General features: G+C 54.3%; 15 protein-coding genes. All 15 read left to right on the top strand.

Annotation, left to right across the window (positions count from 1 at the left end; all coding sequences use genetic code 11):
• Positions 1–38 precede the first annotated feature (38 nt).
• The 15 genes from M8010_RS08840 to M8010_RS08770 all read left to right on the top strand — a co-directional run bounded on the left by M8010_RS08840 (position 39) and on the right by M8010_RS08770 (position 18,256).
• The gene (locus M8010_RS08840; RefSeq protein ID WP_250090488.1) at positions 39–2,426 is read left to right on the top strand and encodes an efflux RND transporter permease subunit; all 2,388 of its coding nucleotides are present in this window, start codon (positions 39–41) and stop codon (positions 2,424–2,426) included.
• A gap of 187 nt (positions 2,427–2,613) precedes the next feature.
• A complete protein-coding gene (locus M8010_RS08835; RefSeq protein WP_250090487.1) occupies positions 2,614–3,597 on the top strand; it encodes a TAXI family TRAP transporter solute-binding subunit in 984 nt (327 codons plus the stop codon).
• An 85-nt stretch (positions 3,598–3,682) separates the two neighbouring features.
• Positions 3,683–6,286, top strand: coding sequence for a TRAP transporter permease (locus M8010_RS08830; RefSeq protein ID WP_250090485.1), 2,604 nt, complete (start codon positions 3,683–3,685; stop codon positions 6,284–6,286).
• A 141-nt stretch (positions 6,287–6,427) separates the two neighbouring features.
• Positions 6,428–8,353 carry a threonine--tRNA ligase gene (gene thrS, locus M8010_RS08825; protein WP_250090483.1) on the top strand — a complete coding sequence of 642 codons (1,926 nt, stop codon included), beginning with the start codon at positions 6,428–6,430 and terminating at the stop codon, positions 8,351–8,353.
• The gene (infC, locus tag M8010_RS08820) at positions 8,350–8,892 is read left to right on the top strand and encodes a translation initiation factor IF-3 (RefSeq protein WP_250091149.1); all 543 of its coding nucleotides are present in this window, start codon (positions 8,350–8,352) and stop codon (positions 8,890–8,892) included. The genes thrS and infC overlap by 4 nt, the downstream gene beginning before the upstream one ends.
• Positions 8,893–8,932: 40 nt before the next feature.
• Positions 8,933–9,124: a 50S ribosomal protein L35 gene (gene rpmI, locus M8010_RS08815; protein ID WP_250090481.1), complete on the top strand. Its 192-nt coding sequence runs from the start codon at positions 8,933–8,935 to the stop codon at positions 9,122–9,124.
• Positions 9,125–9,174: 50 nt separating this feature from the next.
• On the top strand, positions 9,175–9,528 hold the full coding sequence (gene rplT, locus M8010_RS08810; protein ID WP_027831417.1) for a 50S ribosomal protein L20: 354 nt from the start codon (positions 9,175–9,177) through the stop codon (positions 9,526–9,528).
• Positions 9,529–9,666: 138 nt separating this feature from the next.
• Positions 9,667–10,665, top strand: a complete 999-nt coding sequence (gene pheS / locus M8010_RS08805) for a phenylalanine--tRNA ligase subunit alpha (RefSeq protein ID WP_250090479.1) — start codon at positions 9,667–9,669, stop codon at positions 10,663–10,665.
• A 58-nt stretch (positions 10,666–10,723) separates the two neighbouring features.
• Positions 10,724–13,096, top strand: a complete 2,373-nt coding sequence (gene pheT / locus M8010_RS08800) for a phenylalanine--tRNA ligase subunit beta (protein WP_250090477.1) — start codon at positions 10,724–10,726, stop codon at positions 13,094–13,096.
• A 3-nt stretch (positions 13,097–13,099) separates the two neighbouring features.
• Positions 13,100–13,402 (top strand): integration host factor subunit alpha, encoded by a 303-nt coding sequence (ihfA, locus tag M8010_RS08795; RefSeq protein ID WP_007151838.1) that lies wholly within the window; start codon positions 13,100–13,102, stop codon positions 13,400–13,402.
• Entirely contained in the window at positions 13,383–13,748 is a 366-nt protein-coding gene (locus M8010_RS08790) for a MerR family transcriptional regulator (RefSeq protein WP_250090475.1), read from the top strand. Before ihfA ends, M8010_RS08790 begins: the two co-directional genes overlap by 20 nt.
• A 148-nt stretch (positions 13,749–13,896) precedes the next feature.
• Positions 13,897–14,268 carry a VOC family protein gene (locus M8010_RS08785; protein ID WP_250090474.1) on the top strand — a complete coding sequence of 124 codons (372 nt, stop codon included), beginning with the start codon at positions 13,897–13,899 and terminating at the stop codon, positions 14,266–14,268.
• Between the two features lie 53 nt (positions 14,269–14,321).
• On the top strand, positions 14,322–15,734 hold the full coding sequence (locus tag M8010_RS08780; protein ID WP_250090472.1) for an ethanolamine ammonia-lyase subunit EutB: 1,413 nt from the start codon (positions 14,322–14,324) through the stop codon (positions 15,732–15,734).
• The gene (eutC, locus tag M8010_RS08775; protein WP_250090471.1) at positions 15,727–16,554 is read left to right on the top strand and encodes an ethanolamine ammonia-lyase subunit EutC; all 828 of its coding nucleotides are present in this window, start codon (positions 15,727–15,729) and stop codon (positions 16,552–16,554) included. The genes M8010_RS08780 and eutC overlap by 8 nt, the downstream gene beginning before the upstream one ends.
• Positions 16,555–16,843: 289 nt before the next feature.
• On the top strand, positions 16,844–18,256 hold the full coding sequence (locus M8010_RS08770; RefSeq protein ID WP_250090469.1) for a tyrosine-type recombinase/integrase: 1,413 nt from the start codon (positions 16,844–16,846) through the stop codon (positions 18,254–18,256).
• Positions 18,257–18,285: the final 29 nt, after the last annotated feature.

Here is an 18,285-nt window from a genome sequence, read left to right as displayed (position 1 = left end):
TGCGGCACCAACAGATCGAAAACAAGAGGGGCTTTTGAATGTCGAACCCGAAGCATGACAAGGGCGAGCATTACCTGACTACACCGAAGGCAGAACCGTTCCTGGAGCGGCTGATCTTCAACAATCGGGCGATTATCCTGATTGCATTTTTATTCCTGACGCTGTTTCTCGGCTATAACGCCGTCAAAATCCAGCCGGACGCCAGTTTCGAGCGGATGATTCCGCTTGAGCATCCGTACATCGTTAATATGCTGGAGTACAGGAACGACCTGGAAAACCTTGGCAACTTTGTGCGTATCGCCGTAGAGGTGGAAGAGGGCGATATCTTTACACAGGAGTACATGGAAACCCTGAAACAGATCACCGATGAGGTGTTCTATCTCAACGGGGTTGATCGTTCCGGGCTGAAATCTCTATGGACTTCCAACGTCCGCTGGGTGGAGGTCACAGAACAGGGGTTCCAGGGTGGCACGGTTATTCCGGACAACTACGATGGCTCCTCCCGGGATAGCCTGGAGCAACTGCGCCAGAACGTGCTCAGATCGAATGAGGTCGGACGGCTGATTTCGGATAACTTCCAGTCGACAATCGTTTACGCTCCGCTGTACGAAAACAACCCTGAAACCGGCGAGCCGCTGGACTATGGCGAGTTCTCCCGCCAGCTGGAAGAAAAGATACGGGACAAGTACGAAGCGCAGAACCCGAAAATTGACATCCATATTGTCGGTTTTGCCAAGAAAGTGGGTGACCTGATTGAAGGCATTGGCTCCATTGCCTGGTTTGCCGGTATTACCATCATTCTGACGACTTTGTTGTTGTTCGGTTATTCCCGCTGCATTAAAGGGACACTGGTGCCAGTGTTTACCTCAATCATCGCCGTGTTCCTGCAGCTTGGTACTCTGAGGCTGCTTGGTTATGGTCTTGACCCATACTCGGTACTGGTTCCGTTTCTGGTGTTTGCCATTGGTATCAGTCACGGCGTTCAGATTGTCAACGCCATGGCCGTGGAGGCGGCAAAAGGATTTGATTCCGTCACCGCCGCGCGGCTGGCATTCAGGGCTCTGTACATTCCGGGCATGCTGGCCCTGATTTCCGATGCTTTCGGTTTCCTGACCCTGATCTTTATCGAAATTGACGTTATCCGAGACCTGGCGGTTGCCGCCGGCATCGGTGTGGCGTTCGTTATCCTTACGAACCTGGTGTTGCACGTATTGATCATGTCCTACCTGGGTATCTCCAAAGGTGGCGTTCGTCACGTGCAGAATCACGGCGAAAAGCAGGACCGCAAGTGGCGCATCATGTCCTACTTTGCGCACCCGGGTGTGGCTCCGATTTCACTGCTGATTGCGGTGATTGGCCTCGGGGTCGGACTGTATTACAAGCAGGATCTGAAAGTTGGTGATCTTGATCAGGGCGCCCCGGAGTTGAGAGCGGACTCGCGCTACAACAAGGACAATGCCTTCATCATCGACAACTACTCGACGAGCGCTGATGTCCTTGTGGTGATGGTGAAGACGGAGGAAGAGCAGTGTACGCAGTACAACACTCTTCGTGCCATGGATACCTTGCAGTGGGAACTGCAGAATACGCCGGGCGTTCAATCGTCCGCTTCTTTGGCGAACGTGTCCAAACTGGTCACTAAGGCGTTGAATGAGGGTAACTGGAAGTGGTATGAAATTTCCCGCAACCAGACCATCATCAATGCTTCGATTCGTGAGGCTCCGGCAGGCCTGATCAACACCAACTGTGATCTTACTCCGGTACTGGTGTTCCTCGAGGATCACAAGGCAGAAACGCTGAAGACCGTTACCGAGCGTGTGGAAGAGTTCGCCAGCAACAACAATAACGATGAGCACACCTTCCTGCTTGGTGCTGGTAACGCCGGTGTCGAAGCGGCTACCAATGACGTAATCTCAAGCGCCAAGAACATGATGCTGATCTTCGTCTACAGTGTCGTCGCTTTCCTGTGCCTGCTGACGTTCCGCTCCGTCCGTGCGGTGCTTTGTATCCTGATTCCCCTGGGGCTCACGTCGATACTGGCTGAGGCCATCATGGCGGTGTCCGGTATTGGCATCAAGGTTGCGACCCTGCCTGTTATTGCGCTGGGCGTGGGTATTGGTGTCGACTACGGCATCTATATCTACAGCAAGCTTGAGAAGTTCCTGCTGGAGGGCAAAGCGCTCCAGGAAGCCTATTTCGAGACCCTGAAGTCCACCGGCAAGGCGGTTATCTTTACCGGTGTCACCCTCGGTATTGGCGTAGTGACCTGGATATTCTCGCCCATCAAGTTCCAGGCGGACATGGGCCTGCTGTTGTTCTTCATGTTCATCTGGAACATGGTCGGTTCCATCTGGCTGCTACCGGCTCTGGCGCGCTTCCTGCTGCGTCCGGACCGCATGGTCGCCAAGGCCCGCGCGAACAAATAGGATTCGCAAACGCCTGATCAGAAGAGCCCGCGCTGCGGGCTTTTTTGTTGTTTGCTCAGGTGGTTAGCGTGCTAATCCTGGCTTTCTTTATGACCGGAATTGGTCTATGTTTTAAGGCGAACGTGGAAAGAGTCTGTGTGAACACGCAGGCCAGAAAAAGCAATAACGAACACAAAAGGGAAAAGTCATGGCACTAAAACAGAAATTTTCCGCACTCGCGGTGGCAGCCGCAGTCAGCTTCGGAGCGACTTCAACGGCGGTAAGCGCGCAGGAGCAGCAATTTGTAACCATCGGCACCGGTGGTGTAACCGGGGTCTATTACCCGGCGGGCGGAGCAATTTGCCGGCTGGTTAATATGGATCGTAAAGAACATGGAATCCGTTGCTCCGTCGAGAGTACCGGTGGGTCGGTTTATAACCTGAATGCGATTCGTCAGGGCGAACTGGATCTGGCGGTTGCTCAATCTGACTGGCAATACCACGCCTATAACGGCACCAGCCAGTTTGAGGAAGACGGAAAGAACGAAAAGCTTCGCGCAGTGTTCTCGCTCCATCCGGAGCCGTTTACCGTTGTAGCCAGCAAGGGATCAGGTATCAAAACCTTCGAGGATCTTGAAGGTAAGCGGGTTTCCGTTGGTAACCCGGGCTCCGGTCAGCGTGCCACTGCAGAAGTTCTGATGGATGAAATGGGCTGGACCATGGACAAGTTCTCGCTGGCGGCGGAACTGAAAGCCGCTGAGCAATCCCAGGCCTTGTGTGATGGCAACATTGATGCCTTCTTCTATACAGTTGGTCACCCTTCAGGTGCGATCAAGGAGGCGACTACTTCCTGTGACAGCGTGATCGTCAGTGTTGACAACAAAGCGACCGAAACGCTGATCAAAGACAATCCGTATTACCGGCAAGCCGTTATTCCGGGTGGTATGTATCGGGGAAGTGACGATGACACCACCACTTTCGGTGTTGCGGCAACATTCGTGTCCTCGACCGATGTTTCGGATGATGTCGTGTACGAAGTGGTCAAGGCCGTTTTCGAAAACTTTGACAGCTTCAAGCGTCTGCATCCTGCGTTTGGCGTCCTGAACAAGGAAGAAATGGTATCCGACGCCTTGAGTGCGCCCCTGCACCCAGGTGCCGAGAAATACTATAAAGAAGCCGGGCTGATCGACTGATCCTGTAACCGGTAAAACAACACCGCAGGCAACTCTGTCTGCGGTGTTTTGATCTCCGACCCGCTATATTCTACAGGACCCAGCTATGGCCAATAGCGAACCGAGAGCCGGGGATAATGTGGACAGCTCAAAAGTTGCAGAGGTGCTCCAGACCGAAACCGGTGGAAGAGCTGCAACTGGCATGGCTGCCAGGATACTTTTCGTTGTCCCCCTGCTCTGGTCCCTTTTTCAGCTCTGGATAGCCTCGCCACTTCCTTATATTGTCGAGTTTGGCGTTTTTAACTCAACGGAATCTAGATCTATCCACCTTGCGTTCGCCACTTTCCTGGCATTTGCTGCTTACCCGATGATTCGGGGCAGGCATGTTGATCATGTTCCATTCTATGACTGGATTCTTGCACTGGCCGCGGCTTTTTCAGCTTCCTATCTTTACTTCTTTTATGAACAGCTTTCGACGCGTCCAGGCGCTCCCATTACCCAGGACCTGATCGTTGCCCTTGGTGGTATCGTGCTTCTGCTGGAGGCTACCCGCCGCGCCCTGGGCCTGCCGTTGACGATTGTGGCCGGCGTCTTTCTGGTCTATGCCCTGGCCGGCCCCTATATGCCGGATGTGATCTCTCATAAAGGCGCCAGCCTGCAAAAGCTTTCGTCCCACATGTGGTTGGGCACGGAAGGTGTTTTCGGTGTTGCCCTGGGGGTGTCTACCAGCTTCGTTTTCCTGTTCGTTCTCTTCGGTGCACTGCTGGAAAGGGCCGGGGCAGGTAACTACTTCATCATGGTTGCCTACGCCATGTTGGGACACATGCGTGGCGGGCCCGCCAAGGCTGCCGTTGTATCCAGTGGTTTGAGCGGTGTCATTTCCGGCTCTTCCATTGCCAATGTGGTAACTACCGGTACCTTTACCATCCCGTTGATGAAACGTGTTGGCTTCCCGGCGACCAAAGCCGGTGCTGTTGAAGTGGCTGCTTCGACCAATGGTCAATTGACCCCGCCCATTATGGGCGCGGCGGCTTTCCTGATGGTTGAGTACGTCGGGATTTCCTATCTGGAAGTCATCAAGCACGCCATATTACCGGCGATGATCTCCTATGTGGCATTGATCTATATCGTTCACCTGGAAGCCTGCAAGCTCAAGATGAAGGGTATTGAGCGTCCCAATCGTCCGACACTGGCCCAGCGTATGCTGAACTGGGTGGTGATTCTGCTTGGCCTGAGCGCTCTCACGCTCATTGTTTATTACGGCATTGGCTGGCTCAAGGTTGTGCTTGGAGAGTCGGCTGTGTGGGTGCTGGGGCCTTTGCTGCTTGCTGTCTACATTGGACTGGTCTGGTACTCCACCCGCTTCCCGGAACTTGAGCAGGACGATCCGGAGTCCGCGATGGACACGCTTCCGGATGTCGGGTCAACCGTGAAAACCGGCCTCTACTTCCTGCTGCCAGTGGTGGTGCTGGTCTGGTGTCTGACGGTCGAGCGTTTCTCTCCCCAACTGTCTGCCTTCTGGGCTACGGTGTTCATGATTTTCATCGTGATCACCCAGCAGCCGATGAAGGCTATTTTCCGCAAGAAGGGTGATTTTTTTGCGGAAACCAAAACCGGCGTCGTCGATTTGATGCATTCTCTGGTGACAGGCGCGCGGAACATGGTGGGTATTGGTGTGGCTACCGCGACCGCTGGCATCGTGGTGGGTACAGTGACGTTGACCGGTATCGGCTTGGTGATGACCCAGTTCGTGGAGTTCATCTCAGGGGGCAACCTGCTGCTGATGCTGATTTTCACCGCCATTATCAGTCTCATCCTGGGCATGGGGCTGCCCACAACAGCCAACTACATCGTGGTTTCCACTCTGATGGCGCCGGTTATAGTGACTCTTGGTGCTGAAAATGGCCTGCTGGTTCCGCTTATTGCGGTTCACCTGTTCGTGTTCTACTTCGGCATACTTGCGGATGATACGCCGCCCGTTGGGCTGGCCGCCTACGCGGCGGCTGCAATATCCGGTGCGGACCCGATACGAACGGGTATTCAGGGGTTCACCTACGATATCCGCACGGCCATTCTTCCGTTCATGTTCATCTTCAATACCCAGTTATTGCTGATCGGGCTGACGGGTTGGGTGGACTTGCTGATCACCATAGCCAGTGCGGTTACCGCCATGCTGGTCTTCTCGGCGGCGACGCAGGGTTACTGGTTCACCAAGAGCTACAAATGGGAGACAGCGCTGCTTCTACTGATCACTTTCACTCTGTTTCGTCCGGGGTACTGGTGGGACATGGTGTACCCGGCAACCGAAGACCGGCCAGGAGCGGAAATCGTCGAGCATGTCGAGAACGTCCCCGCCGGTGAGTCCATCATAGTCCAGACATCCGGTATGGCGCTGGATGGTGATGAGAGGTCTACCTATCTCAGCTTGCCGCTGCCTGATGCCGAGACCCCGGAAGCAAGGTTAAAGGAAGCTGGTCTCGAGTTGTCACCTGATGGTGAGCGGATGGTGGTTGATTTTGTTGGCTTCGGAAGCCCTGCAGAGGATGCCGGTATCAGCTTTGGCTGGACGGTCGATTCAGTGCAGGTCGAACTTGAACGCCCGCCAAAAGAACTCATGTTCATTCCAGCGCTTATCCTGCTCGGCCTTGTTGCATTTGGTCAGTTAAGGCGGCGAACGCCTGAGGAGGCCAGCGCTTATGACCTCGGATAAGTAGCGTTGAAAGCCCGGCATTAACCTGCCGGGCTTTTTTCTGTTAAACTCCTGCGCGCAACGGTCCGCGGTTTGTATCGCGGCCAACCGTCAACATGTGGTCTTTGGTACGGATCACCTCTGGGACTCAAGGAGCTAACTATGCCAGTTGTTACCCTGCCTGATGGCAGCCACCGCAGTTTTGCTGAATCTGTAACCGTTCACGATGTCGCCGCAGATATCGGGGCCGGTCTTGCCAAGGCCGCTATTGCCGGCCGTGTTAACGGCAAGCTGGTTGATACCAGCTATCCCATTGACGAAGACGCTGATCTCGCCATTGTTACCGAGCGGGACGAAGACGGCGTTGATATTATCCGCCACTCCACTGCCCATCTGCTGGCCATGGCCGTGAAGGAATTGTTTCCTTCCGCCCAGGTCACCATCGGCCCGGTTGTGGACAACGGGTTCTACTACGATTTCAAATTTGACCGGCCATTCACCAATGAAGATCTGAGCCGGATTGAAAGCCGGATGGAAGAGCTGGCCAAACAGGATATTCCTGTTTCACGCTCACTGATGTCCCGCGATGAAGCCGTGCGCCTGTTTGATGGCATGGGTGAGGAATATAAGGTCCGCATTATCGAGGATATCCCCGGCGATGAAGACCTGTCGTTCTACCGCCAGGGCGATTTTATCGACCTGTGCCGTGGCCCGCACGTGCCCAGCACCGGTAAGCTCAAGGCGTTTAAACTGACCAAGGTGGCCGGCGCTTACTGGCGCGGAGACACCAGCAACGAGCAGTTGCAGCGCGTTTACGGTACCGCCTGGGGCAACAAGAAAGACCTGAAGGCCTATCTGCATCGCCTGGAAGAGGCGGAAAAGCGGGACCATCGCAAGATCGGCAAGAAGCTGAGCCTGTTTCACATGCAGGAAGAAGCACCGGGCATGGTGTTCTGGCATCCGGATGGCTGGTCTTTGTACCAGGAAATCGAGCAGTACATGCGCCGTAAGCAGCATGACCATGGATACCTTGAGATCAAAACCCCGCAAGTGGTTTCCAAGTCACTGTGGGAGAAGTCCGGGCATTGGGACAAGTTCAAGGACGACATGTTTACCACGGAGTCGGAAAAGCATGACTACGCCATCAAGCCAATGAACTGCCCCTGCCATGTGCAGGTGTTCAATCAGGGCCTGAAGAGCTACAAGGATTTGCCCCTGCGCCTGGCGGAATTTGGCTCCTGCCATCGCAACGAAGCGTCCGGTGCCTTGCATGGCCTGATGCGGGTGCGTGGATTTACCCAGGACGACGCTCACATTTTCTGTGAGGAAGACGCCATTCAACAGGAAGTATCGTCCTTCATTGAGATGCTCCATGAGATTTACAAGGACTTCGGGTTCACCGATATTCTCTACAAGCTTTCAACCCGGCCGGAAAAGCGTGTTGGCTCAGACGAAGTCTGGGACAAGGCGGAAGCTGCTCTGGAAGAGGCTCTGAATCGTGAGGGCGTTGACTGGGAGCTATTACCAGGCGAAGGCGCGTTTTATGGCCCGAAAATCGAGTTTTCCCTGAAAGACTGCATCGGCCGGGTATGGCAGTGTGGTACCATTCAGGTTGATTTTTCCATGCCGGGGCGCCTGGGTGCGCAGTATGTGGCAGATAACTCAGAGCGCAAAACGCCTGTTATGCTGCACAGGGCGGTACTGGGATCCTTTGAGCGCTTTATCGGTATTCTGATTGAAGAATACGAAGGTTCCTTCCCGACCTGGTTAGCCCCGACGCAGATTGCGGTGTTGAATATTACCGATAATCAGCGTGATTATTGCCAGAATCTTGCGAAAAAGTGGGATTCTCTTGGCTATAGGGTTAATGCTGACTTGAGAAACGAGAAGATCGGCTTTAAAATCCGCGAGCATACTATTAACAAAGTCCCTTTCCTTGTTGTTGTCGGCGACAAAGAAGTCGAGAACAATGCCGTTGCGGTGCGAACCCGTAAAGGTGAAGATTTGGGGACTTTATCGCTGGACGCGTTTGAGCAGCTGATGGCTGACGAAATCAACCGCAAAGGCAGAACCAAAACGGAGATCTGATTATTAAACAGCGAGCGAATCGGGGGCGTACACCAAAGGCGCCGATCAATGAGAATATTGACGCAACTGAAGTCCGCCTTATTGACGCAGAGGGCAACCAGGTCGGCGTAGTGTCGATCGAAGATGCAATCAAGCAGGCAGAAGAAGCGTCTCTTGACCTGGTTCAGGTTACGGATTCCGATCCGATCGTCTGTAAGATAATGGACTACGGCAAGAAAATCTTCGATGAGAAGAAGGCCAAGGCTGCTGCAAAGAAAAAGCAGAAGCAGACCCAGGTCAAAGAGCTTAAGTTCCGTCCAGGAACTGAAGAAGGGGATTATCAGGTCAAACTACGCAACCTGGTACGTTTCCTTGAAAACGGGGACCGCGGCAAACTCACTATTCGCTTCCGTGGGCGTGAGATGGCACACCAGGAAATTGGTATGAAGCTCATGAACAGGATTGAAGCGGATATTGAAGAGATTGCCCAGGTAGAACAGCGGCCGAAAATGGAAGGCCGCCAGATGACCATGGTTGTGGCTCCCCGCAAGAAGAAGTAACACCTGATCTTACTAAAAACAGAATGCGGAGTTTTAAAAAATGTCCAAGATGAAAACCAAAAGTGGAGCTACCAAGCGGTTCAAGAAAACCGCCACTGGCTTCAAGCACAAGCAGTCCTTCACCAGTCATATCTTGACCAAGAAGAGCCCCAAGCGTAAGCGTCAGCTCCGCGGTACCAAGCTGATTGCCAAGTCTGATGTTGCTTCCATCAAGCGTATGACGGCGTGCTGATTCAGCCGCTAATCATTCCTGTAAAGGTTTAAAGGTAGAAGGATTAAAGTATGGCTCGTGTAAAGCGTGGCGTGGTAGCACGTCGTCGTCACAAAAAGATCATGAATCAGGCCAAGGGTTATTACGGAGCGCGTAGTCGCGTCTATCGTGTAGCCAAGCAGGCGGTTATCAAAGCAGGTCAGTATGCTTATCGTGACCGCCGTAACCGCAAGCGTTCATTCCGCGCACTGTGGATCGCCCGTATCAATGCTGGCGCCCGTGCCAACGGCCTGTCGTACAGCCGTCTGATTGCTGGCCTTAAGAAGGCCAATGTTGAGATCGATCGCAAAGTTCTGGCTGACCTGGCCATGAACGAGCAGCAAGCGTTTACAGCTGTTGTTGAGAAGGCAAAAGCGTCTCTGTGATCGCTTAGCTCTTTCATCGGTTACCGATCGATTCAGGCGTCTCCATGGGTCCATGAAGATGTCTTCTGATAGGGGAAGGGCGCGCTCTTCCCCTATTTTTGTTTAGAGCGATTCCATTTCTGGATTGGAGCAGGGTCAATGGAAAACCTGGATCAACTCGTTCAGGACGGTCTGGCGGCGGTTGAAAGTGCCGACAGCTTACAGGCACTGGATCAGATTCGTGTTGAATACCTTGGCAAGAAGGGTGTGATTACCCAACAGGCAAAGACACTGGGCAAACTGTCTGCGCAGGAGCGCCCGGCTGCCGGCCAGAAAATCAACGAAGCCAAGGGGCAGGTAGAGCAGGCCATCAACGCACGTCGCACAGACCTGGAGCGCGCAGCAATTGAGCAGAGACTGGCGAGTGAATCCATTGATGTGACCCTTCCCGGCCGCGGCCAGGACCTCGGTGGCCTGCACCCGGTGACCCGGACACTGCAACGCATCGAGCAGTTTTTCTCCCGTGCGGGTTATACCGTGGAACAGGGGCCGGAAATTGAAGACGATTATCACAACTTCGAAGCCCTGAACATTCCCGGGCACCATCCCGCTCGTGCCATGCACGATACCTTCTATTTCGATCCGGGCACGTTGCTGCGGACGCACACGTCTCCGGTACAGATCCGTACCATGGAAGATGGCCAGCCGCCGTTCCGTATGATCTGCCCGGGGCGGGTCTACCGTTGTGACTCCGACATGACCCACACGCCCATGTTCCACCAGGTGGAAGGTCTTTTGGTAGAGAGGGACGTCAGTTTCGCCGATCTCAAGAGCACCGTAGAAGAATTTCTTCGGGTGTTTTTCGAGCGCGATCTGGAAGTCCGTTTCCGCCCCTCCTACTTCCCATTCACAGAACCGTCCGCGGAAGTGGATATCGAATGGGGTCGAGAAGAGGATGGCAGCATCAAGTGGCTGGAAGTGATGGGCTGCGGCATGGTTCATCCCAAAGTATTCGAACACTGCGGTATCGACGCCGAGGAGTACCGTGGCTTTGCATTTGGTCTCGGCGTTGAACGCCTGGCCATGCTCCGCTATGGCGTGAACGACCTGCGTATGTTCTTCGAGAACGATCTCCGCTTCCTGCGGCAGTTCCGCTGAACAGGTAGTTACGGTAAACAAATAGACAGGCAAACCGCATCAGGACAAGGCAGATACCATGAAATTCAGTGAGCAGTGGCTACGGGAATGGGTCAATCCGGCGAACGATACCCAGGCATTGATGGACCAGATCACCATGGCGGGGCTGGAAGTTGACGGATTTGAGCCGGTAGCCGGCAAGTTCAGTGGCGTCGTCGTGGGTGAAGTGGTTTCCGTATCGCCTCACCCGGATGCGGATAAACTGCGGGTTTGCCAGGTAAGCGACGGAAAACAGGCCGTGTCAGTGGTTTGTGGTGCGCCCAATGTCCGTGATGGGCTCAAGGTACCCTTTGCGGTCGTGGGTGCGGTGCTGCCGGGAGACTTCAAGATCAAGAAGGCAAAACTGCGTGGGCAGTCGTCTGAAGGCATGTTGTGCTCGGAAGCTGAACTGGGACTGTCGGAAAATCACGATGGGTTGATGGAATTACCGGAAGATGCGCCGGTGGGCCAGGAACTGACTGAGTTTCTGAAACTGAACGACGTCACTATTGACGTGGACCTGACACCGAATCGCAGTGACTGCCTTTCCATTAAAGGCATCGCCCGTGAGGTGGGTGTGTTGAACAGCCTGGTGGCGGAAGGCCCCGAGATCACACCTGTGGAAGCAGTACACTCTGACGTGCCGGAGATTGCCGTAAAGGCTCCCGAAGGCTGCCCAAGATACCTGGGCCGGATTCTGCGCAATGTGGACCTGAGCGTTGAATCCCCCCTTTGGATGCAGGAAAAGCTGCGTCGCTCTGGCATTCGTTCCATCGACGCGGCTGTGGATGTGACCAACTATGTCATGCTTGAGCTTGGCCAGCCTCTGCATGCGTTTGATCGCGACGAGATCGATGGGGGCATCGTCGTCCGCATGGCCAGACCGGATGAAAAGCTGGTGCTGCTTGATGGTCAGGAAGTGGAATTAACCGCTGATACCCTGGTCATTGCCGATCACGCCAAGCCAATTGCCATCGCAGGCGTGATGGGGGGGGAGCACTCGGGTGTCAGCGAAAAAACCCGGGACCTGATCCTCGAGGCTGCGTATTTCGATCCGATCACCCTGGCCGGCAAGGCCCGCCACTACGGCCTTCATACCGATGCCTCACACCGCTTTGAGCGGGGTGTGGACTTTGAGCTCGCCCGTGATGCCATGGAGCGGGCCACGGCGTTGTTGATGTCGATTGTTGGTGGTGAGCCCGGTGATATTGTGGAAGTGGTCAGCCAGCAGGATCTTCCGATCGATCGCACAGTGGATCTTCGTGAGCAGCGTGTTTCTGCCGTTCTGGGGCTGGAAATCGGCCGGACCACGGTAGAAGAAATCCTGACACGGCTGGGTTTGCGTATCGACAAGTTATTGAAGAATGGCTGGCGTGTGCATGTACCCAGTTTCCGCCCGGATATCAGTATCGAAGAAGATCTGATTGAAGAGATTGGCCGGATCTACGGCTATAACAATCTGCCTGTTACGGAACCAAAGGGGTCCCTCGGCCTGCGACCTCAGCAGGAGGCGGTTCGACCGGTTTCCGCCATTCAGGATTATTTTGTCTCTTGTGGTTATCAGGAAGCGATTACCTACAGTTTTGTTGATCCCAAGGTGCAGAATCTGGTTGATCCTGAGCGAGAGGGCATTGCACTGGCGAACCCGATCTCGTCTGATCTGTCGGTCATGCGCACCACGCTGTGGAGCGGACTGCTCAAGACCGTGGCGCACAACCAGAACCGGCAGCAACCACGCATTCGACTGTTTGAGACCGGCCTCAGGTTTGTGAAGGATGGCGACCGTATAGATCAACGGCCCATGCTCGCCGGTGCGGTCGTTGGTAGTCAGCTACCAGAAAACTGGGCAAATGGTCGCAGAAATGCCGATTTCTTTGATGTAAAAGGAGAGATTGAAAGTCTTTTCCGTCTTTTGGGAATCGAGGTCCAGTTTCTTGCTGGCCAGCACCCGGCCCTGCACCCAGGCCAGACGGCTGAATTACTGCGGAATGGCGAACATGTAGGCTGGCTCGGCATATTGCACCCACAAGTTCAGAAAAAACTGGAACTTAATGGCACGATTCTGATGTTTGAGCTATCCTTGAATTCGATCGTTTCGGGATATGTGCCTAATTTCAAAGATATTTCGAAATTCCCTGAAGTTCGGCGGGATTTGGCTATCATTATCGGAAGCGATGTGGGGTTTGCAGACGTTGAACGTGTGGCAAAAAAGCACGCCGGCGAGCACCTCACAGCTTTGCGTGCGTTTGATGTTTATGAAGGTGAGAGCCTGGGTGAAGGTAATCGCAGCCTTGCCCTCAGCCTGTTCTGGCAGCATCCCGAGCGCACACTCAATGAAGAAGAGGTGCATTCACTCTTCAACGGTGTCATCGAGGCATTGCAGGAAGAGTTGGAGGCAACACTGAGGAGTTAACAGATGGCGGCTTTGACGAAAGCGGAAATGGCGGAGCGCTTGTACGAGGAATTGGGGCTCAACAAGCGCGAAGCCAAGGAAATGGTAGAAGCTTTTTTCGACGAAATCAGGGGCGCTCTCAGCCATAACGAACAGGTGAAACTGTCGGGATTCGGCAACTTCGATCTGCGCGACAAGAAGCAGCGGCCAGGGCGGAACCCGAAGACTGGTGAAGAAATACCTATTAGTGCACGGCGTGTTGTTACCTTTCGCCCGGGGCAAAAACTAAAACAGAAAGTTGAAGCGTATGCTGGAACCCAGTCATAACAACGAGCTACCCACAATACCGGGTAAACGTTACTTTACCATTGGTGAAGTTGCTGAACTCTGCGCGGTAAAAGCGCACGTTCTCAGGTATTGGGAACAGGAATTTCCACAACTGTCTCCGGTCAAGCGCCGTGGTAATCGCCGCTACTACCAGCGTGCCGACGTTATCACCATCCGCCAGATCCGCAGCCTGCTTTACGATCAGGGCTATACCATTGGTGGCGCCAAGCAGAAGCTCAGCAGCCATGAGGTAAAGGACGACACGTCACAGTACAAACAGCTGATCCGGCAAATGATTACGGAGCTTGAAGACGTCCTGGATGTGCTTAACAGCCCCGTTCGATAAGCCGATCCAACAGAGTACCGACCAAAAAAACCGAAGGTTTGCCTTCGGTTTTTTTGTGGTTGAACCGTGGATGGGCCGTGTTGATGATGTGTTTTGGTGGTCGCTACGTAATGTAAAGTAGAATTCAACTTCAATGGAGAAAGAGACTATGCTTGGGTATGTAACGGTTGGCGTCAGTGATATGGCAAGGGCCAAGAAATTCTATACTGAACTGCTTGGAGGCCTCGGTGCGAAAGAGCTGTTGGATATTGGCAGGCTCGCGTTCATCGGCGAGAGTATGAAGGCTCCGATGCTGGCCGTATGCACGCCTTATGACGGTGAGCCCAACCATCCTGGTAACGGTAACATGGTCGCCATTCCGCCGGGCTCCAAGGAAGCCGTTGATGCGTATTACAGAAAAGCTATTGAACTGGGTGCGACCTGCGACGGTGAACCGGGGCAACGGATTCCCAATCAATTTTATGGCGCTTACGTGAAAGATCCGGATGGTAACAAGCTGGCCTTTTTCCACTTCGGCTAGCGGTCTCCTGATCCGGGACAGTGGTTGGGTACTGAGCTGGCGTGGGAAAGGAAATGGCTAAACGTTATACCTACACCCTTGGTGCGAGTACCTGGCAGTTCAGGGGCCTGGCGGATCTGCTGGCGAAAGCTACACCGGCGCGCTCCGGAGACCGGCTCGCAGGTGTTATCGCCGAATCAGCCGAAGAACGGGTTGTTGCCCAGATGCGCCTGGCCGAGTTGCCACTGACAGAGTTTTTGTCCGAGGCGCTGATCCCCTATGAGCAGGACGAAGTCACCCGCCTGATACTGGATACGCACGATAAGGACGCATTTGCAGCCATATCGCACCTTACGGTGGGGGATTTCAGGAACTGGCTGCTGAGCGATCATGCCACACCAGAAAGCCTCGAGCGGCTTCGGAATGGCCTGACCCCGGAAATGGTCGCGGCGGTCAGTAAGCTGATGCGGAATCAGGATCTCATTCTGGTCGCGAAAAAGTGCCAGGTGACCACCGCGTTCCGCAACACCATCGGCTTGCCCGGTCACCTGTCTACCCGCCTGCAGCCAAACCACCCCACCGACGATGTCTCAGGCATTGCCGCCAGTATTCTGGACGGTCTGCTGTACGGTAACGGCGATGCGGTGATTGGCATCAACCCGGCAACAGACAACGTCAGCCAGACCATCAAGTTGCTGAGTCTGCTGGACGATGTCATTCAGAAATACGATATCCCTACCCAGTCCTGTGTGCTCACCCATGTGACCAATACGCTGGAGGCGATTGATCAGGGCGCACCCGTGGACCTGGTTTTCCAGTCCATCGGTGGCACCGAAGCCACCAACAGCAGCTTCGGCTTCAATCTTGCGACGCTTGCAGAGGTCCGGGATGCGGCGCTTTCGCTGAAGCGAGGCACGGTTGGCAACAATGTAATGTACTTTGAGACCGGGCAGGGCAGCTCGCTATCGGCAAACGCCCACCACGGCATTGATCAGCAGACCTGTGAGGCCAGGGCTTATGCGGTGGCGCGGCGCTTCGACCCGCTGCTGGTCAACACGGTTGTTGGCTTCATCGGCCCGGAATACCTGTTTGATGGCAAGGAAATCATTCGGGCGGGGCTGGAAGATCACTTTTGCGGAAAGTTGCTCGGCCTGCCCATGGGGTGCGACGTCTGTTACACCAACCATGCTGAAGCCGACCAGAACGATATGGACAACCTCCTTACCCTCCTGGGTGTGGCGGGTTGCACGTTCATCATGGGTATCCCCGGTTCCGACGACATCATGCTGAATTACCAGACTACCTCTTTCCACGATGCACTCTATGCAAGGCGGGTCCTTGATCTGAAACCTGCTCCGGAATTCGAGGACTGGCTGGTTCGCATGCAGATTTTCGAGAACGGCGGCCGCTACACTCCAAGCCGGCTGCTACCAGACAGGTTCAAAGCACCACTGAAGGCTCTGAAAAGGGACGTTGGTGATGGCTGAAACAAAGTCGCTTGTTACCGAAAATGTATGGCGAGTGCTGCGACGGTTCACCGCTGCCAGAATTGGCCTGGGACGGGCTGGAATAAGCCTGCCTACACAGGAGCTACTCAAGTTCCAGCTCGCTCATGCCCAGGCGAGGGACGCTGTTTACTTTCCGCTGGATGTGCAGCGCCTGGTGGGAGTCCTCAGGGAATCACCGGCAGCATTGCCGGGCAACTCCCCGCTATTGCTCAAAAGCCAGGCCGAAAACCGGCTGACTTACCTCCAGCGCCCGGATCTGGGGCGGGCACTTGCGCAGGAGTCGGTGCAGCATCTTGCCAGTTATCAGGCTCCGGGCCAGGAAGCGCCCGTTGTTGCCATTGTGATTGTTGATGGGCTGTCATCAACTGCCATCCAGAACAATGCGGAGCCCATGGTTACGCGGTTACTGCAAGATCTGGAAGGAGAATCTGAAACCTGGCGACTCGCCCCCCTGACGATTGTAGAGCAGGGTAGAGTAGCCATAGGTGACGAGATTGGGAGCTGCCTGGGAGCCAGTTTAGTGATTGTATTGATCGGTGAGCGGCCGGGGCTCAGCTCACCCGACAGCTTGGGAATCTACCTGACCTGGGGCCCGGAGAGAGGTTTGAGCGATGCTCGCCGTAACTGCATCTCCAACGTGCGGCCAGACGGTTTGAGCTTTGAGCAAGCGAGCCAACGACTTCTCTATCTGATGCGTGAGTCGAGACGGCTGGGGATATCCGGCGTCAGTCTTAAGGATCGAACCGATGAGGTTGTGATTGAGACAACAGCGAACAACAAGAATTTCCTGACTGGCTGAAAACAATAAAGCCCGGACCTTTCGGCCCGGGCTTTGTTGTAGGGAATTCTGGTCGGGACGGTAGGATTTGAACCTACGACCCCTTGCACCCCATGCGGTTAAAAAACAGATTTCAGTAGACATTAAAAGACCAGTTTGTACTCACTAAAACCTAGTAAAAATATAGAGTTAGGGTTATTATTACTCCGTTGATGTCCATTAAGAAACACCGAGAGCCAGTCGATCCGGTGGGGCAAAAAGTGGGGCAAAAATAGGTTTCGCTCAATATGGCACTGGGAGTAGAGAGATAATGGCCAAGCTGACTGTCCGGCAATTGGAGTCACTTACTGATGCTGACGATGGAAGGACGCTGCGAGAGGATGGGGGATTAGTTGGGAAGGTTCGAGCCGGCGTGCGGGGCATCACGGTGTTGTTCCGCTACGAGTTCAAGCTGGATGGCCGCAAGCATGATCACCGATTAGGGTCTTGGCCGAAGAAATCCCTGGCAGAGCTGCGGGCTGAGCGTGATGTAGCCAAGCCCAAAGTGGCCAAGGGCCTAGACCCTACCAAGGCAAATAAAGCCGCGAAGATCGAAGCCCAGGCTGCCATAGCCGCTACCATTGCCGAGGCAGAGCGCCAGGCTACCGACAACCTGACCATAGCCGACCTCTTTGCTGAGTGGGTCAGAGATGGGGTCGCTAGGCAAGACGGCAACGCCGAACTTAAGCGTTCCTTTCAGAAAGACGTACTGCCAAATATCGGCAAGAAGACAATCCGGGCGCTCTCTGAGAAAGACCTTCTATCCGTCTTGCGCGCCGTGCGGGCGCGCGGCCTGAATAGAACAGCGGTGATTCTTAACAACGACATGGGTCAGATGTTGCGCTGGGCAGAGAAACGGAAGCCTTGGCGCGGGCTCATGGTCGATGGCAACCCCGCTGATTTAGTAGATATTGAGAAGCTGCTAGATGCGGACTATCACGAAGAACGTGACCGCTTTTTGTCCACCGACGAGATCCGAGAACTGCGCGATATCTTTGCTCGCCTTGAGTCTGATTATTCAGATTTACCAGCTGGCGAAAAGTATTCCGGTATACGCCCGGTAAATATTCGAGTCCAGTGTGCGTTATGGCTTTGTTTGAGCACGCTCTGCCGGATTGGAGAGCTCCTGAAAGCCGAGTGGAAGCATATTGACCTGGATGCCGGCACCTGGCTTATTCCCGCTGAGAACACCAAAGGCAAGCGTGGAAAGCGTCAAGACCATCATGTTTTCCTGTCACCTTTTGCAATATCACATTTCAAGCGCCTCCTCACTGAAACTGGAGACACCCCGTTTTGTTTCCCGTCGAAGTCCAAAACCAGTCATGTGTTTGTTAAAACCGTCAGCAAACAGATAGGCGACCGCCAGTGTCGATTCAAAAACCGCTCAAAGCCACTGTCTGGACGCCAGCATAACGACACCCTTGTTCTGGCTGGCGGAGCCAACGGTGAGTGGACCCCGCACGATTTGCGACGTACCGGGGCTACGATGATGCAAAGCCTTGGCATTTCTTTGGACATTATTGATCGCTGCCAGAATCACGTTATGAAGGGCAAGGTGCGCCGCCATTACCTCCACCATGACTACGCGGAAGAAAAGGCAGAAGCATGGCGCCAATTGGGGGAGAGGATAGAGGTCATATTGAACGTCCATAACGTTATTCATGGTGACTTCAAGCGGGCTTGATTAGTTGCGCGACAATAATCCCATTTTGA

The sequence above is a fragment of the Marinobacter sp. ATCH36 genome (assembly GCF_023555055.1).
Classification (GTDB): Bacteria; Pseudomonadota; Gammaproteobacteria; order Pseudomonadales; family Oleiphilaceae; genus Marinobacter.
Note: the sequence above shows the minus strand (reverse complement) of the source record. Positions and strands in the feature narration are given on the sequence as shown.